This window comes from Moraxella sp. Pampa (assembly GCF_035181385.1).
Lineage (GTDB): Bacteria > Pseudomonadota > Gammaproteobacteria > Pseudomonadales > Moraxellaceae > Moraxella.
In genome coordinates, this window is sequence record NZ_JAXCJK010000003.1 from 100,493 (window position 1) to 120,025 (window position 19,533).

Sequence of the window (19,533 nt, forward strand, 5' to 3'; positions counted from 1 at the left end):
TGAACATATGTATTCATAAAGCTTGCACTATTAACAAAAATGTTTTATGATATGCAAAAATTGTTCGGATAAAACGCCGAAATCGACATGGTGTCGATGTTAGCATTTATCTATTTATTCAAAAAAAGGAAAACTTCTATGAGCGATATCGAAGCAAAAGTAAAAGACGCGGTAGCTGAACAACTTGGTTTAAATGTTGCCGAGATTAAAAATGATGCGTCATTCATGGACGACCTAGGTGCCGACTCACTAGACCTAGTTGAGCTTGTCATGGCATTTGAAAGCAGCTTTGGCATCACCATTCCTGATGAAGATTCTGCTGAACTGACCACTGTTCAAAAAGCAATTGACTATGTGGCTGCTAAACTTTAATCAATTGATTAAAATCACCAAAAACCATCTATATTTTAGATGGTTTTTTTTGATACTAGACAGCAATAATAACTACAATTCATAACAATTTGACAGTAAAATTTAGCGATATTTTGTCAGGTTTTCAAGTAAGATGAATGTCATCAATACGCACAAATCTTTATGCTTATGATGATACTATCATATGATATAGATGATGGTGCTTTATTCAGTATTCAGTCTGTCAGTCTGTCAGTCTGATTGTTGTAATGTTTAATCACCCTTACTAATCATGGATATCAAAAGGAGATGAAAGATGGGCATTTTTAGTTTTGCAAAAGATATTGGCGATAAGATTTTTAATCGCAATAAAAAAGACGCTGTATCGGTAAATAATGAGCCTGCATCAGTAGCTGAACCGACCGCACAGGAAATTGCCAACTTGTTGCTTGCTCGTATTCAAGCACAAAATGTACAGGTTGATGGCCTAAAAGTGAGTTATAATAGTGATACCGACACTGTAACGCTAAGCGGTACCGCCCAGACGCAAGCTGACCGTGAGCGAGCACGACTTGCAGTTGGTAATGTTCAGTATGTTGAGACGGTGATAGATGATATTGTGGTGGCAACTCAGGAGCCAGAATCTCGTTTTTATACCGTAAAATCTGGCGATACTTTATCTAAAATTGCCAAAGAAATGTACGGCAACGCCAATGACTACATGAAAATCTTTGATGCCAATAAACCCATGCTTTCGCACCCAGACAAGATTTATGTGGGTCAAGTGTTACGCATTCCTGCTTAGTTTATAGTTTTTACTAAAGTTAATTACTAAAATTAAGTTGCTTTATTTTAGGCCAATGAAAAATGAAACTTGGGCTGAATTGTTAAAAAAGACCGTGTTGAGCGGTCTTTTTTTTAATGACTTTAAAATTCAATTTCAAAAATCAGCAATGCTCTTTGAGTGCGGTTTGAGTTTGTGATTTGCGAAGGGTGATTTCATCAGCGGTGAGTTGTTTTTGGTTGCCTTGTGCATCAATCTCGTATACTGCATCGCCTGTATTTAGGGCATTTAGATTACTGCGTAAGGTCTGGCACTGTTTTTGTTTTTCGCTTGTGGTTGGTTCGGGTTTATTTGATGACTTGGGAGAATAAAAATTTAAAACAGTGTGCTGTCCTTGTGGTGGAAATTGTCCATATAACAGCTCTCCATGCTTGCCAATGCTTTGATATATGGGTATGGCCATGCTGTTTTGAAAAGTACTAAATAGTAAGAAGATGAATGAGCAATGCAAAAGAGAGTTCATGTATTTACCTTTGCTAATATCACGATTGAGTTTATTGTAGCATGAATCATATCAAAAACATCAGGTAACTCATAAAAATTTTGTATATAAGAATAAAAATGGCAAAATTTATGTATGTTACAAAAATATTATTGGTCAATAAAAAATATGCTTGGCAAGGCGATGGTTTTGCGATAATATACTTGAATCAAGATGAGTTATAAGATGTTTTTTCGTCATTTGTTCTTCTTTTCTAAATTGGTCTAAATTGGAAAAGAAGCCGACATCTTGAAGCTTATCTTGCAAATCAATTTACAACTTAATGCTTTTTTGGTTATTCATAAAAGTCAGCGTAGCTATTATCATTATCATGAAGCTGCGTTTGTTAAAGAAAAGCGGGTGAATTACCGTTTATCGATGCTTTATTTAACATTGCTTCAGACTTACCAGTCTGCAAGACGATACTCTGCCAAACCTTTGTAGCTTCTTGCACGCCTTGTTTTGTCTTTAGCAAATTGCGTTTGTTGATTACCTATTGAAACAAGGATTAGCAATGACAAAACAAACCGCCCAAGCCCCTAGTATGATGGCGCTTACCCAAACGGCAAATGCTGCCAAAAATTTTCAAGAAAACCAAGCCAAGCTTGCATGTGGTGAAACCGTTGCCATGTCAGGCGCAGAACTTCTAGTTCAAGCGCTCATTGATGAGGGCGTAGACTATATTTTTGGCTACCCTGGTGGGGCGGTTTTGCATATCTATGATGCTTTATTTAAACAAGACAAAATTGAGCATATCCTAGTTCGCCACGAACAAGCGGCAGGGCATATGGCAGATGCGTATAGTCGTGTTACTGGTAAAACAGGTGTGGTGCTTGCCACATCAGGGCCAGGTGCGACCAACACTGTAACCGCCATTGCTACCGCCTTTATGGATTCCATTCCAATGGTGGTGCTTGCAGGGCAAGTGCCAAGCACTTTGATTGGTGATGACGCTTTTCAAGAATGCGATATGATTGGCGTGTCCCGCCCTGTGGTCAAGCACAGTTTTCAAGTTCGAAATCCTGTTGATATCCCAACAATCATCAAAAAAGCTTTTTTTATTGCCAGTACAGGTCGTCCTGGACCTGTTGTGGTGGATATCCCAAAAGACATGACCAACCCTGCCGATAAGTTTGATTACTTTATGCCAAAGATGGTTGGTATGCGTTCTTATCAGCCAACATCAAAAGGTCATGCTGGTCAAATTAAAAAAGCGGTAGACTTGTTATTGTCTGCTAAGCGTCCTGTATTGTACTCAGGCGGTGGCGTGGTTCAGGGCGATGCGTCCAACGAGCTTCGTGAACTTGCTGATTTATTAAACCTCCCTGTTACCAATACCTTGATGGGTTTGGGGGCGTATCCTGCCACAGCACCACAGTTTGTTGGTATGCTTGGTATGCACGGCACTTATGAAGCCAACATGACCATGCACCATGCTGATGTGATTTTGGCGGTGGGAGCAAGGTTTGATGACCGAGTTACCAATAATGTCAAAAAATTCTGCCCAAATGCAACCATCATTCATATTGACATTGACCCAACGAGTATCTCAAAAACAATCTTGGCACACATTCCAATTGTCGGTGATGTTAAGTCTGTATTGGGCGAAATGGTGGGCATCATCAAAGCAGGAGATAGGCGTCTAGATGAGCAGGCCTTGAATGATTGGTGGACGCAAATTAATGAATGGCGTAATCGCCATGGCTTGCGTTATGGCTCTGATACGGATGCCGACATTCACGCCATCATGCCGCAGCGTGTGGTTGAAACTTTGTACAAATTGACCAATGGCAAGGCGATTATTACAAGTGATGTCGGTCAGCATCAGATGTTTGCTGCTCTTTATTATAAATACGATGAGCCACGCCAATGGCTAAACTCTGGCGGTCTTGGCACGATGGGTGTTGGTTTGCCCTATGCGATGGGTGCAAAACTTGCCAACCCCAACCGTGATGTAATTTGTGTTACAGGCGAAGGCTCTATTCAGATGAATATCCAAGAGCTATCCACTTGTTTGCAGTACAATCTGCCTGTCAAAATTTTAAACCTAAACAACGCCCAGCTAGGTATGGTCAAGCAATGGCAAGATATGCTCTATGAAGGTCGCCATTCGCAGTCGTATATGCAGTCACTGCCCGATTTTGTCAAACTTGCTGAAAGTTATGGGCATATTGGTATACAAATTAGCCAGCTTGATAAATTAGATGAACAGCTTGCGTGGGCATTGGCTCAAAAAGACAAGCTGGTGTTTATTGATGTGATTATTGATAGAAACGAGCATGTTTATCCAATGCAAATTGCAGGGCAATCTATGCGTGATATGTGGCTTGGCAAAGGGGAGCGTTCGTAATGCACTTAATTTCTGTTTTATTGGAGAATGAATCAGGGGCTTTGTCTCGTGTGGTGGGTTTGTTTAGCCAGCGTGGGTACAACATTGAAACGCTCAATGTCGCCCCAACAGACGACCCAACGCTTTCTCGGCTGACTTTGACCACCAACGCCGATATTGACAAAGTGGAACAAATTACCAAGCAGTTGCACAAATTGATAGAAGTTGTCAAGGTACAAACGCTAAGTGATAGCGTGCATATTGAGCGAGAACTAATGCTTATCAAGGTGCGAGCGTCTGGCACAAGTCGTGAAGAGATTTATCGCAATGCCGATATTTTTCGGGCACAGATTGTAGATGTCAGCCCAAGTTTGTACACGATTTTGATTACAGGCGATGTCGCCAAATTAGACGGCTTTATTGATGTCATTGGCAAAGATAAAATCCTAGAAGTAGTGCGGTCTGGCGTGATTGGCATTGCACGAGGCGAGCGTGTGTTGTCGGTGTGATTTTAGTAATAGAGCAAAACCAGTTTAAAGGATAAAAGATGATAACCGAACAAAATTTAAGCCTAGATTTTAAAGTTACGGGGCAAGATGCGTATTGGTTGTTGGCATTTTGTCAAAAAAACAACACAAAACCCCAAGCGGTATTTGAAGAGCTTTTGCAAAGTTTTAGGTTAAATACAACAGAGCGATTAAAAACCAAAAAATCCGATTATGCAGGCGGACTTGCCGAATTTGCCAATCCTGCGTTAATTCCCTTAGAAGAGCAAGCGGTAGAAATGGCGATTAAGGCAAAATATGGTATTGATTGACACAAATATTGTTTTGCGGTTTTTATTACAAGACCACGAAACATTAAGCCAAAAAGCCAAAGAGATTATTGATAATCATACAGCAATCTGTCTGAATGCGGTCATTTATGAAGTCATTCATGTACTACAAAGCGTTTATAAGATTGACAGAATAAAAATTGCTGATAAATTATTGACATTGTTTGAAAATAAAATTATTGAAAGCGAAAATAATTCAGTTACGATAAAATCTTTAATAGTTTTTAAAGAAACTTCAATGGATTTTATGGATTGTTTACTGATTGCTTATCAATTGGCTGATAATCAAATCATTTATTCTTTTGATAAGAAAGTTAATAATTATCTAAAAAGAATCAATGGCGAAATTTAATTCAACCCAACGCCATTTATGTTATGGCATTATTTTAAGGAAACTCGTATGAGCTTAAATATTTTTTATGACAAAGATTGTGATTTGTCTGTCATTCAAGGCAAAAAAGTTGCCATCATCGGCTATGGCAGTCAAGGGCACGCCCACGCTTTAAACCTAAAAGACAGCGGTGTGGATGTTACCGTGGGCTTGCGTGAAGGCTCTGCTTCTTGGAAAAAAGCAGAGAACGCAGGCTTAAAAGTCGCCGATACCGCCACAGCGGTCAAAAATGCCGATGTGGTGATGATTTTGACCCCAGATGAATTTCAAAAACAGTTGTATACAGATGTGATTGAACCAAATATCAAAGACGGCGCAACGCTTGCTTTTGCTCACGGTTTTGCCATTCATTACAACCAAATCGTACCACGAGCCGACCTTGATGTGATTATGGTTGCCCCCAAAGCCCCAGGGCATACGGTGCGTTCAGAATTTGTGGCAGGCGGTGGTATTCCTGACTTAATCGCCATTTATCAAGACGCATCAGGACAAGCCAAACAAGTTGCCTTGTCGTACGCATCAGGCGTGGGCGGTGGGCGTTCTGGGATTATTGAAACCACCTTTAAAGACGAAACCGAAACTGACCTATTTGGCGAGCAAGCGGTGCTTTGTGGCGGTGCGGTGGAGCTTGTCAAAATGGGCTTTGAGACGCTGGTAGAAGCAGGCTATGCCCCTGAAATGGCGTATTTTGAGTGCTTGCACGAACTCAAACTCATCGTGGACTTGATGTATCAAGGCGGTATTGCCGATATGAATTACTCAATCAGCAACAATGCCGAATACGGCGAGTATGTTACTGGCTGTGAAGTCATTAACGACAAGTCCCGTGAAGCAATGCGTAATGCCCTAAAACGCATTCAATCGGGCGAATACGCCAAGATGTTTATTAGTGAAGGTCAGCTAAACTATCCGTCAATGACCGCACGGCGTAGATTGACTGCTGAGCACCAGATTGAAAAAACAGGGGCAAAACTGCGTGCGATGATGCCGTGGATTACCGATAGCAAGATTATTGATAAAGAGAAAAATTAATTAATTGATTTTTATCAGTATGTTGGTAAATTTAAATTCAAAGCAATTACTCGCTTGGGTGGTTGCTTTTTTTTGAGGCAAAGCAATGAATATCAAAGCCTAAGCGTAAAAAATCACTGCTGTAATAAATCATGCCATTTTTTTTAAATTCATGTAAAATAGGTCGCCGTAAATTGTGATAGATTAAGAGTATGATGAATTTATTGAGTCAAATTGATTTTGAGCGAGCTTATGTTGTTGCAAGTCTTTTGGTGGCGATATTGGTGTGGGTTGAGACCAGTTGGGTTTTGCATAATAAAGGCAAGCTTCCTGATTCTGGAACTTTTGCTATTATTAGCCTGATTACCTCATCATGGCTTGTGGTATCAGGGCTTGCGATGTTTTTTTTACAACTTGATCATCTTCAAATGAGTGTGGCGGCTGTTTATGGGGTGTATTGTGTGGCAGGCTGGTTTTATAGTGCAAAGCTTATCTCGCTGACCGACATTGATGATCCGATGGATTTGGTCATGCCAGATAAGTACTTAGACTTTGGGCGAGCTTTTGCACTTGTCTTTGCAGTGTTGTGTATTTTTGTACTCAGTGTGCCATATTTGCAGGTCGCTGGTATGTTTGGTTACAAATAATTAATCATTTATTTAAAATAATTTCCAATTTGATATAAAAATCTGCTATACTTGGCGTCATGGTATTTATGTACCGTAGTAAGTTTTGCAAGACGCCATTTGGCGAGTGTTAAAACGACTTTGAAACTTGCGGACAAGTGGGTTTTAGGGCGTGTTTGAACAATCTTTGAACGCTGTTTATTGTATTGGTTGAAAATTAAGCGTCTTTTTACATTAAGGCTTTTTTTGCAGTTTTTGGCAACATAAATATTTAGTTTGGTAATTTTGCCAATTTTTTTTTTCAATCATACAGGAATTTTCCCATGTCAAATAAAGTTCAAGGCACAGTTAAGTGGTTCAACGAATCTAAAGGTTTTGGTTTTATCGCCCAAGATAATGGCGGTCAAGATGTATTCGCTCATTACAGTGCCATCACTGGTAGTGGCTTTAAAACCCTAGCTGAAGGTCAAAAAGTAGCATTCATCTTGGGTGAAGGCAAAAAAGGCCCACAAGCTGAAGAAATCGAAAAGCTATAATTGGCACTATTTGGTTAGTCGCTATTTTTCAAGCATCTAAATGTTTTGATTTTATTTAAATGCTTGATTGGCTAAAAGCACTCAAATTTTGAGTGCTTTTTTGTATTTTCGCCTTTTCGTTTTTAGTTTTTTAATTTGTAACAAAGCAAGCTGTGCCATAAAACCCTTAATTCTTTGATGATTGATGGGCTTATTATCAGGGCGATGGTTTTATTTGAATGTATTTTAGATGTATGATATCAAGTAATGACCTAAAAATGACTGCGCATTCACGATAATTATTTGACCAAAATTGGGAAATTTTAGACAATCAAGATGGCATTAAGCATATAAATATGATATATTTTCATTGATTATTTTTTTAAAACGACTTACAAACGGAGTTATTATGAAAGTGTTAGTTGCTGTCAAGCGTGTTGTTGATCACAATGTCAAAGTGCGTGTCAAGGCGGACGAATCTGGCGTAGAGCTTGCCAATGCAAAAATGAGCATAAACCCATTTTGTGAGATTGCTATTGAAGAGGCAGTACGCCTAAAAGAAAAAGGCATCGCCAGCGAAATCATCGCCGTATCTGTTGGCACTACTCAATCACAAGAGCAAATCCGCTCGGCTTTGGCATTGGGTGCTGACCGTGGTGTGTTGGTTGATACCGATGAAAAACCGTATCCGCTCCAAGTTGCCAAAATTTTAAAAGGTGTGGCAGAATCTGAGGGTGCACAATTGATCTTATTGGGCAAGCAGGCGATTGATGACGATAATAACCAAACAGGTCAAATGCTATCGGCTTTGATGAATGCATCGCAAGGTACTTTTGCCTCTGAGGTTGTGGTTAATGGCGATAAAGTGCAGGTTACTCGTGAGATTGATGGTGGTTTGCAAACTGTTGAGTTGGCACTGCCTGCCATCATCACTACCGACCTTCGCCTAAACGAACCTCGTTTTCCAAAACTGCCAAACATCATGGCCGCCAAGAAAAAACCTCTTGATGTCAAAAAACCTGCCGACTTTGGCGTGGATATGTCATCAAAACTGACCACTTTAAAAGTAAAAGCACCAGCAGAACGCAGTGCAGGCGTGAAAGTGGCAAGCGTTGATGAGCTGATTGACAAGCTAAAAAATGAGGCCAAAGTCATCTGATTTGGTGATTTAAAATATTCATTGCATTAAAAATTAATTAAAAAAGGATAGAATGATGACTGTATTAGTTTATGCTGAACACGATAATCACGAATTAAAAGCTGCCACTTTGTCTGCCATTACTGCAGCTACCCAAATTGGCGGTAGCGTAGATGTGCTTGTTGCAGGTGCTGGTGTGCAGAGTGTGGCAGATGATGTTGCCAAAGTTGCAGGTGTGAACAAGGTTTTGCTTGCTGATGATGCCGTCTTTACCAATCAGCTTGCCGAAAATATCGCACCGCTTGTGGTGAAGCTATCAGGCGAATATAGCCATATCATTGCCCCTGCCACCACCACAGGAAAAAACTTTTTGCCACGAGTGGCGGCATTGCTTGATGTAAGCATGGTTTCTGATATCACAGCAGTGATTGATGCCAAGACTTTTGAGCGTCCGATTTATGCAGGTAATGCCATTGCTACTGTGCAGACCGCTGAGGATAAGGTTGTTTTGACCGTGCGTACGACAGCTTTTGATGTGGCAACAGCGACTGGCGGTAGTGCGAGCATTGAAAATGTGTCTGCTGGTGGTGATGCAGGTAAATCAACATTCATCAAAGAAGAGCTTGCCGAGTCTGACCGTCCAGAATTGACATCGGCAAACATCATCGTCTCTGGCGGTCGTGCATTGGCCAGCGGTGAAAACTTTGTCAAATACATTGAGCCATTGGCAGACAAGCTGGGTGCCGCAGTGGGTGCAAGCCGTGCCGCAGTAGATGCAGGCTTTGTGCCAAATGATTTGCAGGTGGGTCAGACAGGTAAAATTGTTGCACCAAATTTATACATCGCCGCAGGTATTTCAGGTGCGATTCAGCATTTGGCAGGTATGAAAGATTCTAAGACCATCGTAGCGATTAACACCGACCCAGAGGCACCAATTGCACAAGTGGCGGATTACTTCTTGGAGGCGGATATTTTCACTGCACTGCCAGAATTGACCGAAAAACTATAAAATTTTTCCTAAAAGCAAAAGCTACAACAAAAAGTCCTCATTGGCTTTTGAATAAAAAAACGCACCAACATCAGGTGCGTTTTTTATGCTTTTTTGTAAAATGATGAAAAATAAAGAGGGTGTTTGCTTTGGGCTGATTTGTGTTGCTAAGAATAAAAAAATCTGACTTTTGTGCATGGCGTTTTATCAAAAAAAAAGTTGCTTAACCCCATTTATGGTCATCGCAATCGCTTTATGCAAAGCATCTTTGGCGTAGCATTTCATAAAAGCAGACACTTCCTGCCACGCCGACATTCAGACTTTCTTGACCGTTGGGCTGTGGCAGTGCGATGGGTGTGGCGTTTTGTAAAAATACATCAGACACGCCTTGCCCCTCATGTCCTAGTACCCATGCGATGGGGGAGGTCAGATCGTGATGATAAATGACCTTATTTGTATGTGAGCTGGTGGCATACAGCGGTGTTTGTACTTTTTGTAAAATCTCGTCAGCGGTGATGTGTTCATAGATGCTTAAAGCAAAGTTTGCCCCCATGCCAGCACGCAAGCACTTAGGAGACCATAAATGAGCAGTATGTGGCGTGGTAATGATGGTGGTGATGCCAACAGCAGAGGCGGTACGAAGTAGTGTGCCGATATTACCTGTATCTTGTAAACCATCTAAAATCAGGCAATCATCTGCTATTTTTGTCAGTGTGGGGCTGGGTGTGTCAATGATGGCCATGATGTCCACGCCATCGCCTAGTGTACGGATTTGTTTATATAGGGCATTTGTGGTGGTTATGATGTCCTTGTCCAAGATGTTTTGGCACAGCTTGATGACTTCTGGGTGGTGTAGGGAATTTTGAGCAATGATGACTTTATCCACCGTCAGACCTTGCTTTAAATAGGCATCTAATAAATGTACGCCCTCAATGACTGTCTGGCCAGTTTTTTTGCGGTGGCGATGGCTTGTGAGTAAGGCTGATGCGTGCTTGATGATGGGGTTTTGGGCGGAGGTGATTAGATTCATGGTTTTTGGTGTGTTTGTTTAGGAGTTTTTTGATGATGTTTCACGTGGATTCATTTTATTTTTGGTTGGGTGTGTCATCAGGTGTTCTCCAATCAAATGGCTGATACCAACCATTTGATTGGGCGTAGCGGTGATGTCAAAAGTTGGCTTATTCATTAAAGCCTTGTTTTTCTCCGTTGGCCAAAATCCCTGCCTTGGCGTGCAGTGCTTTGACATACTCAACTTCTTGTTTTGCACCCAGTACCACAGGAATACGCTGATGAATGCCAGTCGGCTCAATGTCCATGATTCTTTGTACGCCGTCTGTACTGGCACCGCCTGCTTGCTCGATGATAAAGCTCATTGGATTGGCCTCGTACATCAAGCGAAGTTTGCCTGCTTTGCCTGCGATTTTGGTGTCAAATGGGTACATAAAAATGCCGCCACGAATCAAGATGCGATGCACATCAGCAATCATCGCCGCCACCCAACGCATATTATAATCTTTGTTGCGTACGCCTGTATCGCCTTGGGTCAGCTCTTGTATGTATTGCTGAATTGGTGCAAGCCAATAGCGACGATTTGATGCATTGATGGCATATTCTGCGGTATGCTCGCTGATGGTAACGCTTTGGTTGATTAAGATATAATCTTGAGAAACAGGATCAAAGCTAAACATGGCAACGCCTGCCCCAAAGGTGAGTGCCAACATGGTAGATGTGCCATAGATGAAATAGCCTGCACCCACTTGGTGCTTACCTGCTTGCAAAAAGTCGGATTCGCTGACAGCTTGCCCTTGGTTGTTGTGTGGCAAGATAGAAAAAATCGTGCCAACCGTCATGTTGATGTCAATATTAGACGAGCCGTCCAGTGGGTCAAAAGTAACCAATAGAGTGCCGTTGTCATTGGCAGGGCTGATGTCTTCTAGCTCTTCTGAGGCGACGCCTGCACAATGAGGGTTTTGGATTAGGGCGTTTAGCAACAAATCGTTTGAGATGACATCAAGCTTTTTTTGGTTTTCGCCTTGCGCATTTTGACCGCCTGCCTCGCCATGAATACCAGCCAATGCCCCTTTGTCAAGCAAATCGCTGATGGCGATGCTGGCTGTGGCAAGTGTCATGACGGTGCTGGCAATCTGTGGGGTGGTGTGTGTGTTTAGATACTGAGCAAGTGTGGTCATGGTGGTCATAAGAATCCTTGTATGCTTAGATGATAAAACTAGATGATAAAAAATGATGTATAAGATGGGCTATTTTAGCATGATTTGACAAGATTTTGGCGGTGGTGTGGATTTTTGTGGTCAGCATTTTATGGTGGGCATTAAACATGACAGCAAGCAACAGTTACCCAAATGCCCAGAATGATTGGTTGTTTTTTTACAAAAACATACACGATGAATATAATATTACGCAAAAGTGGATAAAAACTACATAAAACCGTTTTTTTTTTTTTGGTTTTTTGGGTATAATAGCAAAAATTAAACCGTATCGCTGAAAAACTGATATCGCCAGTAAAGTTGTATAAAATGATTGGCATCATGGATTGGTGGTATTATTGGCTTTTTGCCATTTTTTTATCAATGGAGATTTAACATGAATATGTTAACAAAATTAGTAACCGCCCTAGCGGTGGTGGGTGCTAGCGTGTCTGTGGCGAATGCTCAGCAAAAAACAGTGTCAGGTACTGTGGATTTTAAAGTGAATATGCCAAGCGTGCTGGTGCTGTATCATTGGGACGAAGCAGGTATTGACTTTCAACCCCAAGTTGAAGCACAAATATCAGGTCACGGCGTTGAGCAAGTTGATGCAGGTGAAGCCAATGTTTCGGTGACTACCAACAATAATACTGCGAATGTTTTAGCTCTCAATGATGAAGCGCTATCAGCAACTCAATTTAAAGGTCATGATGCTCAAACAGTTAAAGTAACTTTACAAGACGCTTGGGCTGTGCGTAGCATATCAGAAAATGGTGTAGAATTAATTGTTGAGACTACCGATAAGGCACACAAGAATGACCTTGATCCTACCTCTGTAATTAATGTAGAAAATACTAAGGTTAAATCCACTGAAGCCGTAGGTGTTGATACAGGGATAGGAGCTGACAGAATTCAACTGCCTTCTAAATGGGTACCCATCAAGGGTGATATTACCTTTGATCTTGATTTGTCAGGTGCAAAAAAATCAGGACTTTACGCATCTCAAGGTCAAACTTTTACATTAAAATTGTCAGCCAAATAATGTCTGATACTTAATTGGACATTGACCAGTTAATCCAAAAAAAAGAGTATTAAACCTTTATTAATACTCTTTTTTTAATACCTTTTTATGGCACATTACTGGATAAATCTGTTAAAATTTGACACGCTGTTATTTGGCATGGTTTGCCATCTGTGATATCCACCCAACCGATTGAGTAACTGTCGTATGATCCCAACAAAACCTACCACAAATCCCACCACAAAACACGCCCCACTCGCCATGCGTGCGATGATTGGCCTGACGGCTGTATTGGGCATGACAAGCCATGCCACCACCTTGCAGACCACCTTAGAGCAAGACGCACAAGGGGCAAAACTGGTGGTGGTACAAAAAGACGCACAAGGACGCCAGCTGGATATGCCCCCAGCCCAATTGGGCATCTCGCCACCAAGCATCAATCTACAAGCCCATGGCAAAAGAACCGATACTTCGGTTACTTTTTATAATTATAGCGATGAGCCAAAACGCATTGAATTGTCTTTGGTGGATACCGATGAGCAGTTTGAGCCGATTGACAGTAGTGCAGACACGCTCAAATCTTGGACGGTGGTCGCTCCGCAGTCTTTTGAGATTGTGGGTGGCGGTCATCAGACCATTCGTCTGTCGTTTCGTGTGCCTGAAAACTTCCCAAAAAAGACACATCATGCTTTTTTGATGATTAACCAAAAAATAGACAAGCCCATCGTAGAGCAAACAGAGGCACTGACGGTGGTCAAAATCGGCTCTCAATATCAGTTGCCGATTCGTCTGACGACTGACTGATGATAAAATGACAAATTGAGGCGTAGCGATGATTGATAAGGTACTTCGTGGGGCAATGATTGGGGCGATGACAAGCCTTGTGGCATTGCCTGTGTGGGCAGGCGAGCTACAATTGGTTGGGCTAAAAGTCAATCACGAGGACAAAGGCGGTATTGATGCTTTGTGGCATGATGAGCGTTATCATGTCAGTGTGGCTGATTTGGCATCGCTTGATATCAGCACCAAGAGCCAAGATGATGGCATGCAGTTTCAGACACCGCTAGGGGAGGCAACCTTAAGTTTTGATCAACTGGTTTATCATGACGGTGTGGCTTATGTGTCATTAGATACGCTAAAAATACTGGGGATTACAGCGGTCTATTCGCAGGCAGATTTACAAATTCATTTGATCATGGCAACCCTACCCAAACAACAACCAACCCAAAAGGCTGAGCCTATCATCACGCATACGCCGAGTGTGGCAGGTTTGCAGGGTTTGAATTTTGATAGCCAGGTTACAGGTCGCACACATGGGGTGGATAATAGTCATCATCAATTAGACGCTTTTGGCTATGCACTGGGTGGCACTTGGGGGGTGGCAGTCAGTAAGAGCGATGGCAATAAGACACAGCTTGACAATGCCTATTGGCTGACATCAGATGATGATATGGCGGTCAGATTTGGTAGTACCGATACGCCATTTGGCACCATCACAGGGGCAAATTTTGCTTATAGTAATGCCAATATCGCACGGCATTTGACAACCCATGCGGACGGCAGAACCACCACGCTGATCAATTCATCTAGCCATGACTATCAGCATATCAAAGGCGTAGGGGTTGCAGGTGGCTTGGCAGAGCTTCGTATCAATGGCAGGGTTGTGGCTCGTGTGCAGAGCTTGCTAGATGGTCGTTATGAGTTTTTGAATTTGGATATGTCTGCCATAGACCGCCAAAGTCTGATTGAAGTGGCGATATTTGACAATCCATTATCGGCTGTGCCAATGCGTGTAGAGCGGGTATCTTTGGCTAAACGCTATGGCTCGGTGGCGACAGATGAGCTTTTGGTACAAGCAGGCGTGGGGCGTGTTGGGGTGTTTGATGATCGTACTGCCAAAACCGCCTATACCAATGTTGCCTATGGCTTAAATAATAAGGTAAGCCTAAGAGCTGGCTTAAAATATCAGCAAAATGGTAATACCAGTTGGCAAATGGGGGCAAATATTGCCCCAGACCCACACACCAATGTGGATTTGGATTATCGGCATAATGGTAATTTTCGTTTAGACGCACGCCACGAACAAAAAACATGGCAAGCCAATTACCGCTATACCTCGTCTGCTCATCGTGATGGTCGTCATTATTTGGGGCTGTACTATACTCCTGATGATCATAGGCATTTGTCATTAACTCAAAGTAGTAAGAATACCAGTGTGTATGCTCGCTATAAAATCAATGACCGCTTAAGCCATGACATACAGTATCAATCGCACAAGGGTTATTGGCGTTATCATGTGAGTTATCGGCAGATTGGTGGTCGCTTTGATGGTAGCTATCAATACAGCATTGACCCACACAAGCACCATCTATCGTCATCGCTACGCCTAACAGGCGATACCACGCTACAACAAAGCGTATATATTGGCCATGGTGCTAATAAAACCCATGATAACAAGCGAGCCTTTGGTGTGGAAAGTAGCTTGCAGCACCGCATTTCTAATAATCAATCGCTGTCTTTGGGTGCGTCATGGCATAATCTTACCCATAAAGATAACATTTTGCTACAAGGTCAATGGCAATACCAAAGCAAACACGGCATCAATGTCAGTGCAGGCTATCGTCATGGTGGCAATCCTTGGCATGGGCAGTATGAAGACCGAATTGGCAAGGGTTATTTTAATGATACAAAACAAAGTGCAGGCGAGTGGTTTTTGCGTATTGGCTTAAATGCTTATAAAGCCCCTGCCAGTTTGCCAAAACTTGGTAAATATGTTGCCAGTGGCGGTACTGACGGACAGGCGGTAATTACTTTATTGCATGACCGCCAAGATTTTCGCAAATCAGCTGATGAGCCGATGTATTTTAATGTCGATCACAAACTCATACCAGCCAACGCCCTAGCTGGTACCGATAAAAAAAGTACCTATCTGTTAGATTTGCCCAAAGGCGTGTATGAGATTAAACTGGACGGACGCAGTCTGCCCATTGAATACGCCCTACCGACCAAGGCGGTGGCTAAGATAGATGCACGCCTACCTACCTATATTGAGTGGCAGATGACCCAAGTCTATGGTATTCGTGGGCAACTGTCGCTGGCCGATGTGCAGGTGGAAGTATGGCAGGGCGATAAGCTCATCGCTGATACCAAGACGGATACAGACGGCTATTTTTTGCTAGACGGATTGCCAAAGGGTGAATATGTCTTGCGTGCCGATGGCTATCTGCCCAAACAAGTGGTGGTCGTAGATGATTATGTGTTGGGTGTGGTGCTAGATAGGGCATTTAATGATCAATAAATGACAAGTGAGATGGTGATGAAACAGCGACTGACAACAAAAATGCTAAAACTTGGCTCAAAAACCCTGCCGATCATACTGACTGCACTGCCTTTTATGATGATGTCGCAGGCGTTTGCAGACCAAGCTAATTGTGGTCCTAATACTGCTTTTAAAGGTGTTTTTGATTCTCAGATATTCAAACAGGTAAATAACGACCCCGACCCAGATAAAATTATTTATTTTTGTGCTCGTGGAGATGCCCCTACCCAAGAGATTTTTAATATCCCAGATGGCGATCTCATCGAAAATAGCAGAAAAGTGATTAATATGGGTCGAACCAAAGCAACGGTAAATATCGGTACAAGCCGTATTGATGTGGCGGGCTTTAATGTTAATGATAATTTACGCTTGCCAACAGCCTATGTTTTTAGGCCATTAAAAACATTAGATAGAGACATTCTTAGAGAGAAGTTTCATTTTGTTACTTATAGGCATAACAATGATAACAGGGTGAGAGGTAATTCTACTAACTTTTACGATTACTGTCAGGGTGTGCAACCCACCAATCCACGAGGCGTAAATTTTTATCAAAATATTTTTGATTACCTAAAAGGCAATGCTCATCTATTTACAGTAAATGGCACACCTGCTCAACCTTTTGTTAATGGTGTCAATACTGGAGCGGATAGTCAGTTTGCCTTTGCAAGAGTAACGGTTGATGGTGCAGACATGATAGTAAAATTTTTTACTAGGCAAAAAAGCGGTTTTTTTCATAGGCATAAAAATCATGATGCCATTTATTGTCTATTGACCGTGGAGGTAAAAGCGGAGATTGATGTCAATACTGCCCAAGCCAGAAGCTACAATTTACGAGTAAGATTTGCAAATTAGATACGCTGGTAATTAACCAGTCATCAATGACAAAAGGGCAGGAAAATCTTGGTTCTTTTGTGGATATGTTGTGATGAATTTGTGATAAGGCGATACAAATTTTACTTTTCAAACATAGATGAAATTGGTAAAATGTATCATTTTATTGGCTAATTTGGTTTTATTGTACACACAGGAAGCACCATGACTGACATTGACATTCGTACTTGCTTGCACCAATCTTTGGCTCGTCCACAATGTACCAAAGATGGCGGTATTTGTCATTTTATTGGTGTAGAAGGGCTGACTCGCATTCAGCTTGAAGCCATTATTGATAAGGCGATGGGCTATTTTGATGAGTCTGGTCGGCTGATCAATACCAATGAACTTGGTGGCTGTACTGTGATGAATTTGTTTTTTGAAAATTCAACTCGTACCCGCACGACTTTTGAGGCAGCCCAAAAGCGTCTTGGGGCCAATGTTTTAAACCTTGATATTGCTCGCTCATCAGCCAGCAAAGGCGAATCTTTGCGTGATACGCTGTGGAATTTGGAGGCGATGAGTGCAGATATGTTTGTGGTGCGTCATTCATCAAGTGGGGCAGCACACTTTATGGCGACAGAAGTTACACCAAATGTTGCCATCATCAATGCAGGCGATGGTTGGCATGGCCACCCTACGCAGGCGATGCTTGATATGCTGACCATTCATCGTGAATTGTGTCTTAAATCAGGCAAATCATTTGACGATCTTTCTGTTGCCATCATTGGCGACATCAAGCATAGCCGTGTGGCTCGCTCGGACATTTGTGCATTGCAGACTTTGGGCGTGCGTGATATTCGTGTCATTGCCCCTAGGACTTTGTTGCCAAAGGGCATTGAGCGCTATGGCGTATCCACTTTTAACGACATGGATAAGGGCATTGTGGACGCTGATGTATTGATCGGTTTGCGTATCCAAAATGAGCGTATCGGTTCACCCTTACTGCCATCTACATCAGAATATTTTAAAATGTATGGCATTACCGAAAGCCGCCTTAGACTTGCCAAGCCAGATGCTTTGGTCATGCACCCAGGCCCTATGAACCGTGGGGTAGAGATCGCTTCAAGCGTGGCAGACGGCGATCAATCCGTCATCTTAAAACAGGTGAATAATGGCATTGCAGTTCGCATGGCGGTCATGGCGATGGCGATGCGTGGTCAAGATAAGAATAAAGGGCTTATTTAAAAGCGGATTGTGCTTAGGGTTGTACTTAGGGTTGGACGATGAGTTGTCGGTGTAGGCCGTGTATTGTCCAAATCAGAGGATAAAAATCATAAGATGCTAAGCCAAGAACACTGGGCAATAAGCAGTGATGAATTGAATAACAAGATTGATTAACTAAAAAACAAAAGAAAAAGCCATGAAAAATCTACTTCCCAAAAACTGGCAACAACCAAAGCTGGCCAATGTTGATACTGATGGAAAATGGCTTATGCCACCCATTGTGGATTTGTGTGGTCGTCTGCGTGAACCGGGTCATCAGTCGTATGGTACGCTGGCAAGTGAAGGTAGGGCGGCTCGTCAAAATGGCATTTTGCACATCGTATTGCCACCTGACACCAATCCTGTGCTAGAAAATGGCTCCTTATTCAAAGGATTGCGTGAAAAGGCATACCAAGATGGCAGTGTTTATCTGCATATCTTGGGTGCATTGACCGCAGGACTCAAAGGTGAGCAACCTGCCAACTTGGCGGGTCTAAAACAAGGCGGTGCAATTGGTGTAACCAATGCCAGAGCGGGCTTTGATGATGATATGGTCATGCTAAGAACGCTAGAATATGCAGCCACCTGTGGTCTTAAAGTGTTCTTTTATCCTGATGAGCCTAGCCTGTCTAGGAGTGGCGTGGCTCATGATGGTTATATTGCTTCGTTTCATGGATTGGCAGGCATTCCATGGCTTGCTGAGACCATTGCACTGTCCAAACAGCTTTTGATGGTTGAAGAGACAGGCATTGTTGCACATTTTGGCCAGATTACTTGCCGTACTTCGGTAGAGCTGATTCGCTGGGCAAAAGCCAAGGGCTTGCCAATCACTTGTGATGTTGCCATGCATCAATTGCATTTGACCGATGATGATCTAGAAGGCTACAACACCAATGCTTTTGTTTATCCGCCACTTCGTTCCAAGACCGACCAACGAGCGTTGATTGCAGGTTTGCAAGATGGCACGATTGATGCGATTTGTAGTCATCATGAGCCACTGTCAAGCAGTGCCAAGCAAGCTCCGTTTGGTGAATGTGTTGCTGGGATTAGTAATTTTGATACCTTTGTATCGTTGGGTTGTCAGCTTGTGGCAGATGGTATTTTGACTGCCGAGCAATTGGTTGAAAAAATTTGTACCAATCCTGCCAAAATTGCAGGCATTAAGGATTATGAGACCATCGGTGGGGCAGTTTTGATTGACCCTGATTTGTCATGGCAAGTGGATAAGAATACCATGCTGTCTAGTGGTAAAAATACACCATTTATGGGTGAAAAGCTGACTGGCAAAGTGGTGGAGATTTTCTTTTAAAAATTGAGTGCTAAAGATGTTCAAAACATGAGCCAACAACAAAAAATACCAATAATAAAAAGACCATCAATTTTGTGATGGTCTTTTTATTATTG

Annotated in this window: 21 protein-coding genes; 17 read left to right on the top strand and 4 right to left on the bottom strand. The window is 42.3% G+C overall.

What is annotated here, in order from left to right; genetic code table 11:
* The first annotated feature begins 138 nt into the window (after positions 1–138).
* Both acpP and lysM read left to right on the top strand, forming a co-directional pair.
* Positions 139–372: an acyl carrier protein gene (gene acpP / locus R0123_RS06610; protein ID WP_323841966.1), complete on the top strand. Its 234-nt coding sequence runs from the start codon at positions 139–141 to the stop codon at positions 370–372.
* Between the two features lie 295 nt (positions 373–667).
* Positions 668–1,156 (top strand): peptidoglycan-binding protein LysM, encoded by a 489-nt coding sequence (gene lysM, locus R0123_RS06615; RefSeq protein ID WP_323843501.1) that lies wholly within the window; start codon positions 668–670, stop codon positions 1,154–1,156.
* 142 nt (positions 1,157–1,298) lie between these two features.
* Here lysM and R0123_RS06620 read toward each other — a convergent pair whose 3' ends face one another.
* Entirely contained in the window at positions 1,299–1,658 is a 360-nt protein-coding gene (locus R0123_RS06620) for a hypothetical protein (RefSeq protein WP_323841968.1), read from the bottom strand.
* Between the two features lie 646 nt (positions 1,659–2,304).
* Here R0123_RS06620 and R0123_RS06625 point away from each other — a divergent pair.
* The 9 genes from R0123_RS06625 (at position 2,305) to R0123_RS06665 (ending at position 9,530) form a co-directional block, all read left to right on the top strand.
* A complete protein-coding gene (locus tag R0123_RS06625; protein ID WP_323843601.1) occupies positions 2,305–4,026 on the top strand; it encodes an acetolactate synthase 3 large subunit in 1,722 nt (573 codons plus the stop codon).
* On the top strand, positions 4,026–4,514 hold the full coding sequence (gene ilvN, locus R0123_RS06630; RefSeq protein WP_323843502.1) for an acetolactate synthase small subunit: 489 nt from the start codon (positions 4,026–4,028) through the stop codon (positions 4,512–4,514). The genes R0123_RS06625 and ilvN overlap by 1 nt, the downstream gene beginning before the upstream one ends.
* 38 nt (positions 4,515–4,552) lie before the next feature.
* Positions 4,553–4,822 carry a hypothetical protein gene (locus tag R0123_RS06635; RefSeq protein ID WP_323843503.1) on the top strand — a complete coding sequence of 90 codons (270 nt, stop codon included), beginning with the start codon at positions 4,553–4,555 and terminating at the stop codon, positions 4,820–4,822.
* Positions 4,809–5,192 carry a PIN domain-containing protein gene (locus R0123_RS06640; protein WP_323843504.1) on the top strand — a complete coding sequence of 128 codons (384 nt, stop codon included), beginning with the start codon at positions 4,809–4,811 and terminating at the stop codon, positions 5,190–5,192. The genes R0123_RS06635 and R0123_RS06640 overlap by 14 nt, the downstream gene beginning before the upstream one ends.
* Before the next feature lie 48 nt (positions 5,193–5,240).
* A complete protein-coding gene (ilvC, locus tag R0123_RS06645; protein WP_323843505.1) occupies positions 5,241–6,263 on the top strand; it encodes a ketol-acid reductoisomerase in 1,023 nt (340 codons plus the stop codon).
* Between the two features lie 191 nt (positions 6,264–6,454).
* Positions 6,455–6,889 carry a hypothetical protein gene (locus tag R0123_RS06650; protein WP_323843506.1) on the top strand — a complete coding sequence of 145 codons (435 nt, stop codon included), beginning with the start codon at positions 6,455–6,457 and terminating at the stop codon, positions 6,887–6,889.
* A 302-nt stretch (positions 6,890–7,191) separates the two neighbouring features.
* Entirely contained in the window at positions 7,192–7,404 is a 213-nt protein-coding gene (locus R0123_RS06655; RefSeq protein ID WP_323841973.1) for a cold-shock protein, read from the top strand.
* A gap of 388 nt (positions 7,405–7,792) precedes the next feature.
* A complete protein-coding gene (locus R0123_RS06660; RefSeq protein ID WP_323841974.1) occupies positions 7,793–8,542 on the top strand; it encodes an electron transfer flavoprotein subunit beta/FixA family protein in 750 nt (249 codons plus the stop codon).
* A 55-nt stretch (positions 8,543–8,597) separates the two neighbouring features.
* On the top strand, positions 8,598–9,530 hold the full coding sequence (locus tag R0123_RS06665) for an electron transfer flavoprotein subunit alpha/FixB family protein (protein ID WP_323841975.1): 933 nt from the start codon (positions 8,598–8,600) through the stop codon (positions 9,528–9,530).
* Between the two features lie 232 nt (positions 9,531–9,762).
* Here the strand turns inward: R0123_RS06665 and R0123_RS06670 are convergent, their stop codons facing one another.
* The 3 genes from R0123_RS06670 to R0123_RS06680 are packed head-to-tail and all read right to left on the bottom strand — an operon-like array spanning position 9,763 to position 11,698.
* Positions 9,763–10,539: an RNA methyltransferase gene (locus R0123_RS06670; protein ID WP_323841976.1), complete on the bottom strand. Its 777-nt coding sequence runs from the start codon at positions 10,537–10,539 to the stop codon at positions 9,763–9,765.
* Positions 10,540–10,557: 18 nt separating this feature from the next.
* Complete coding sequence (locus R0123_RS06675) at positions 10,558–10,695, bottom strand: hypothetical protein (RefSeq protein WP_323843507.1); 138 nt, start codon at positions 10,693–10,695, stop codon at positions 10,558–10,560.
* Positions 10,688–11,698 carry a class 1 fructose-bisphosphatase gene (locus R0123_RS06680; RefSeq protein WP_323843602.1) on the bottom strand — a complete coding sequence of 337 codons (1,011 nt, stop codon included), beginning with the start codon at positions 11,696–11,698 and terminating at the stop codon, positions 10,688–10,690. Before R0123_RS06680 ends, R0123_RS06675 begins: the two co-directional genes overlap by 8 nt.
* A 412-nt stretch (positions 11,699–12,110) precedes the next feature.
* On the opposite strand from R0123_RS06680, the gene R0123_RS06685 reads away from it, so the two are divergent.
* The 6 genes from R0123_RS06685 (at position 12,111) to R0123_RS06710 (ending at position 19,438) form a co-directional block, all read left to right on the top strand.
* Positions 12,111–12,755, top strand: a complete 645-nt coding sequence (locus tag R0123_RS06685; protein ID WP_323843508.1) for a hypothetical protein — start codon at positions 12,111–12,113, stop codon at positions 12,753–12,755.
* A 186-nt stretch (positions 12,756–12,941) separates the two neighbouring features.
* The gene (locus R0123_RS06690) at positions 12,942–13,538 is read left to right on the top strand and encodes a hypothetical protein (protein ID WP_323841978.1); all 597 of its coding nucleotides are present in this window, start codon (positions 12,942–12,944) and stop codon (positions 13,536–13,538) included.
* A gap of 28 nt (positions 13,539–13,566) precedes the next feature.
* On the top strand, positions 13,567–16,032 hold the full coding sequence (locus R0123_RS06695; RefSeq protein ID WP_323843509.1) for a carboxypeptidase-like regulatory domain-containing protein: 2,466 nt from the start codon (positions 13,567–13,569) through the stop codon (positions 16,030–16,032).
* Positions 16,033–16,905, top strand: coding sequence for a hypothetical protein (locus R0123_RS06700; protein WP_323843510.1), 873 nt, complete (start codon positions 16,033–16,035; stop codon positions 16,903–16,905). It begins immediately after the preceding gene.
* Between the two features lie 183 nt (positions 16,906–17,088).
* On the top strand, positions 17,089–18,111 hold the full coding sequence (locus tag R0123_RS06705) for an aspartate carbamoyltransferase catalytic subunit (RefSeq protein ID WP_323843511.1): 1,023 nt from the start codon (positions 17,089–17,091) through the stop codon (positions 18,109–18,111).
* Between the two features lie 175 nt (positions 18,112–18,286).
* Positions 18,287–19,438, top strand: a complete 1,152-nt coding sequence (locus R0123_RS06710) for a dihydroorotase (protein ID WP_323843512.1) — start codon at positions 18,287–18,289, stop codon at positions 19,436–19,438.
* Positions 19,439–19,533 lie beyond the last annotated feature (95 nt).

What these genes read in the sequence shown, in the direction of transcription:
- lysM (WP_323843501.1), top strand. Translation starts at nt 668, where the DNA reads ATGGGCATTTTTAGTTTTGCAAAAGATATTGGCGATAAGATTTTTAAT.
- R0123_RS06660 (WP_323841974.1), top strand. Translation starts at nt 7,793, where the DNA reads ATGAAAGTGTTAGTTGCTGTCAAGCGTGTTGTTGATCACAATGTCAAA.
- R0123_RS06685 (WP_323843508.1), top strand. Translation starts at nt 12,111, where the DNA reads ATGAATATGTTAACAAAATTAGTAACCGCCCTAGCGGTGGTGGGTGCT.
- R0123_RS06700 (WP_323843510.1), top strand. Translation starts at nt 16,033, where the DNA reads ATGACAAGTGAGATGGTGATGAAACAGCGACTGACAACAAAAATGCTA.
- R0123_RS06690 (WP_323841978.1), top strand. Translation starts at nt 12,942, where the DNA reads ATGATCCCAACAAAACCTACCACAAATCCCACCACAAAACACGCCCCA.
- R0123_RS06675 (WP_323843507.1), bottom strand. Translation starts at nt 10,695, where the DNA reads ATGAATAAGCCAACTTTTGACATCACCGCTACGCCCAATCAAATGGTT.
- R0123_RS06665 (WP_323841975.1), top strand. Translation starts at nt 8,598, where the DNA reads ATGACTGTATTAGTTTATGCTGAACACGATAATCACGAATTAAAAGCT.
- R0123_RS06670 (WP_323841976.1), bottom strand. Translation starts at nt 10,539, where the DNA reads ATGAATCTAATCACCTCCGCCCAAAACCCCATCATCAAGCACGCATCA.
- acpP (WP_323841966.1), top strand. Translation starts at nt 139, where the DNA reads ATGAGCGATATCGAAGCAAAAGTAAAAGACGCGGTAGCTGAACAACTT.
- R0123_RS06695 (WP_323843509.1), top strand. Translation starts at nt 13,567, where the DNA reads ATGATTGATAAGGTACTTCGTGGGGCAATGATTGGGGCGATGACAAGC.
- ilvC (WP_323843505.1), top strand. Translation starts at nt 5,241, where the DNA reads ATGAGCTTAAATATTTTTTATGACAAAGATTGTGATTTGTCTGTCATT.
- R0123_RS06655 (WP_323841973.1), top strand. Translation starts at nt 7,192, where the DNA reads ATGTCAAATAAAGTTCAAGGCACAGTTAAGTGGTTCAACGAATCTAAA.
- ilvN (WP_323843502.1), top strand. Translation starts at nt 4,026, where the DNA reads ATGCACTTAATTTCTGTTTTATTGGAGAATGAATCAGGGGCTTTGTCT.
- R0123_RS06625 (WP_323843601.1), top strand. Translation starts at nt 2,305, where the DNA reads ATGTCAGGCGCAGAACTTCTAGTTCAAGCGCTCATTGATGAGGGCGTA.
- R0123_RS06650 (WP_323843506.1), top strand. Translation starts at nt 6,455, where the DNA reads ATGATGAATTTATTGAGTCAAATTGATTTTGAGCGAGCTTATGTTGTT.
- R0123_RS06710 (WP_323843512.1), top strand. Translation starts at nt 18,287, where the DNA reads ATGAAAAATCTACTTCCCAAAAACTGGCAACAACCAAAGCTGGCCAAT.
- R0123_RS06705 (WP_323843511.1), top strand. Translation starts at nt 17,089, where the DNA reads ATGACTGACATTGACATTCGTACTTGCTTGCACCAATCTTTGGCTCGT.
- R0123_RS06635 (WP_323843503.1), top strand. Translation starts at nt 4,553, where the DNA reads ATGATAACCGAACAAAATTTAAGCCTAGATTTTAAAGTTACGGGGCAA.
- R0123_RS06680 (WP_323843602.1), bottom strand. Translation starts at nt 11,698, where the DNA reads ATGACCACACTTGCTCAGTATCTAAACACACACACCACCCCACAGATT.
- R0123_RS06640 (WP_323843504.1), top strand. Translation starts at nt 4,809, where the DNA reads ATGGTATTGATTGACACAAATATTGTTTTGCGGTTTTTATTACAAGAC.
- R0123_RS06620 (WP_323841968.1), bottom strand. Translation starts at nt 1,658, where the DNA reads ATGAACTCTCTTTTGCATTGCTCATTCATCTTCTTACTATTTAGTACT.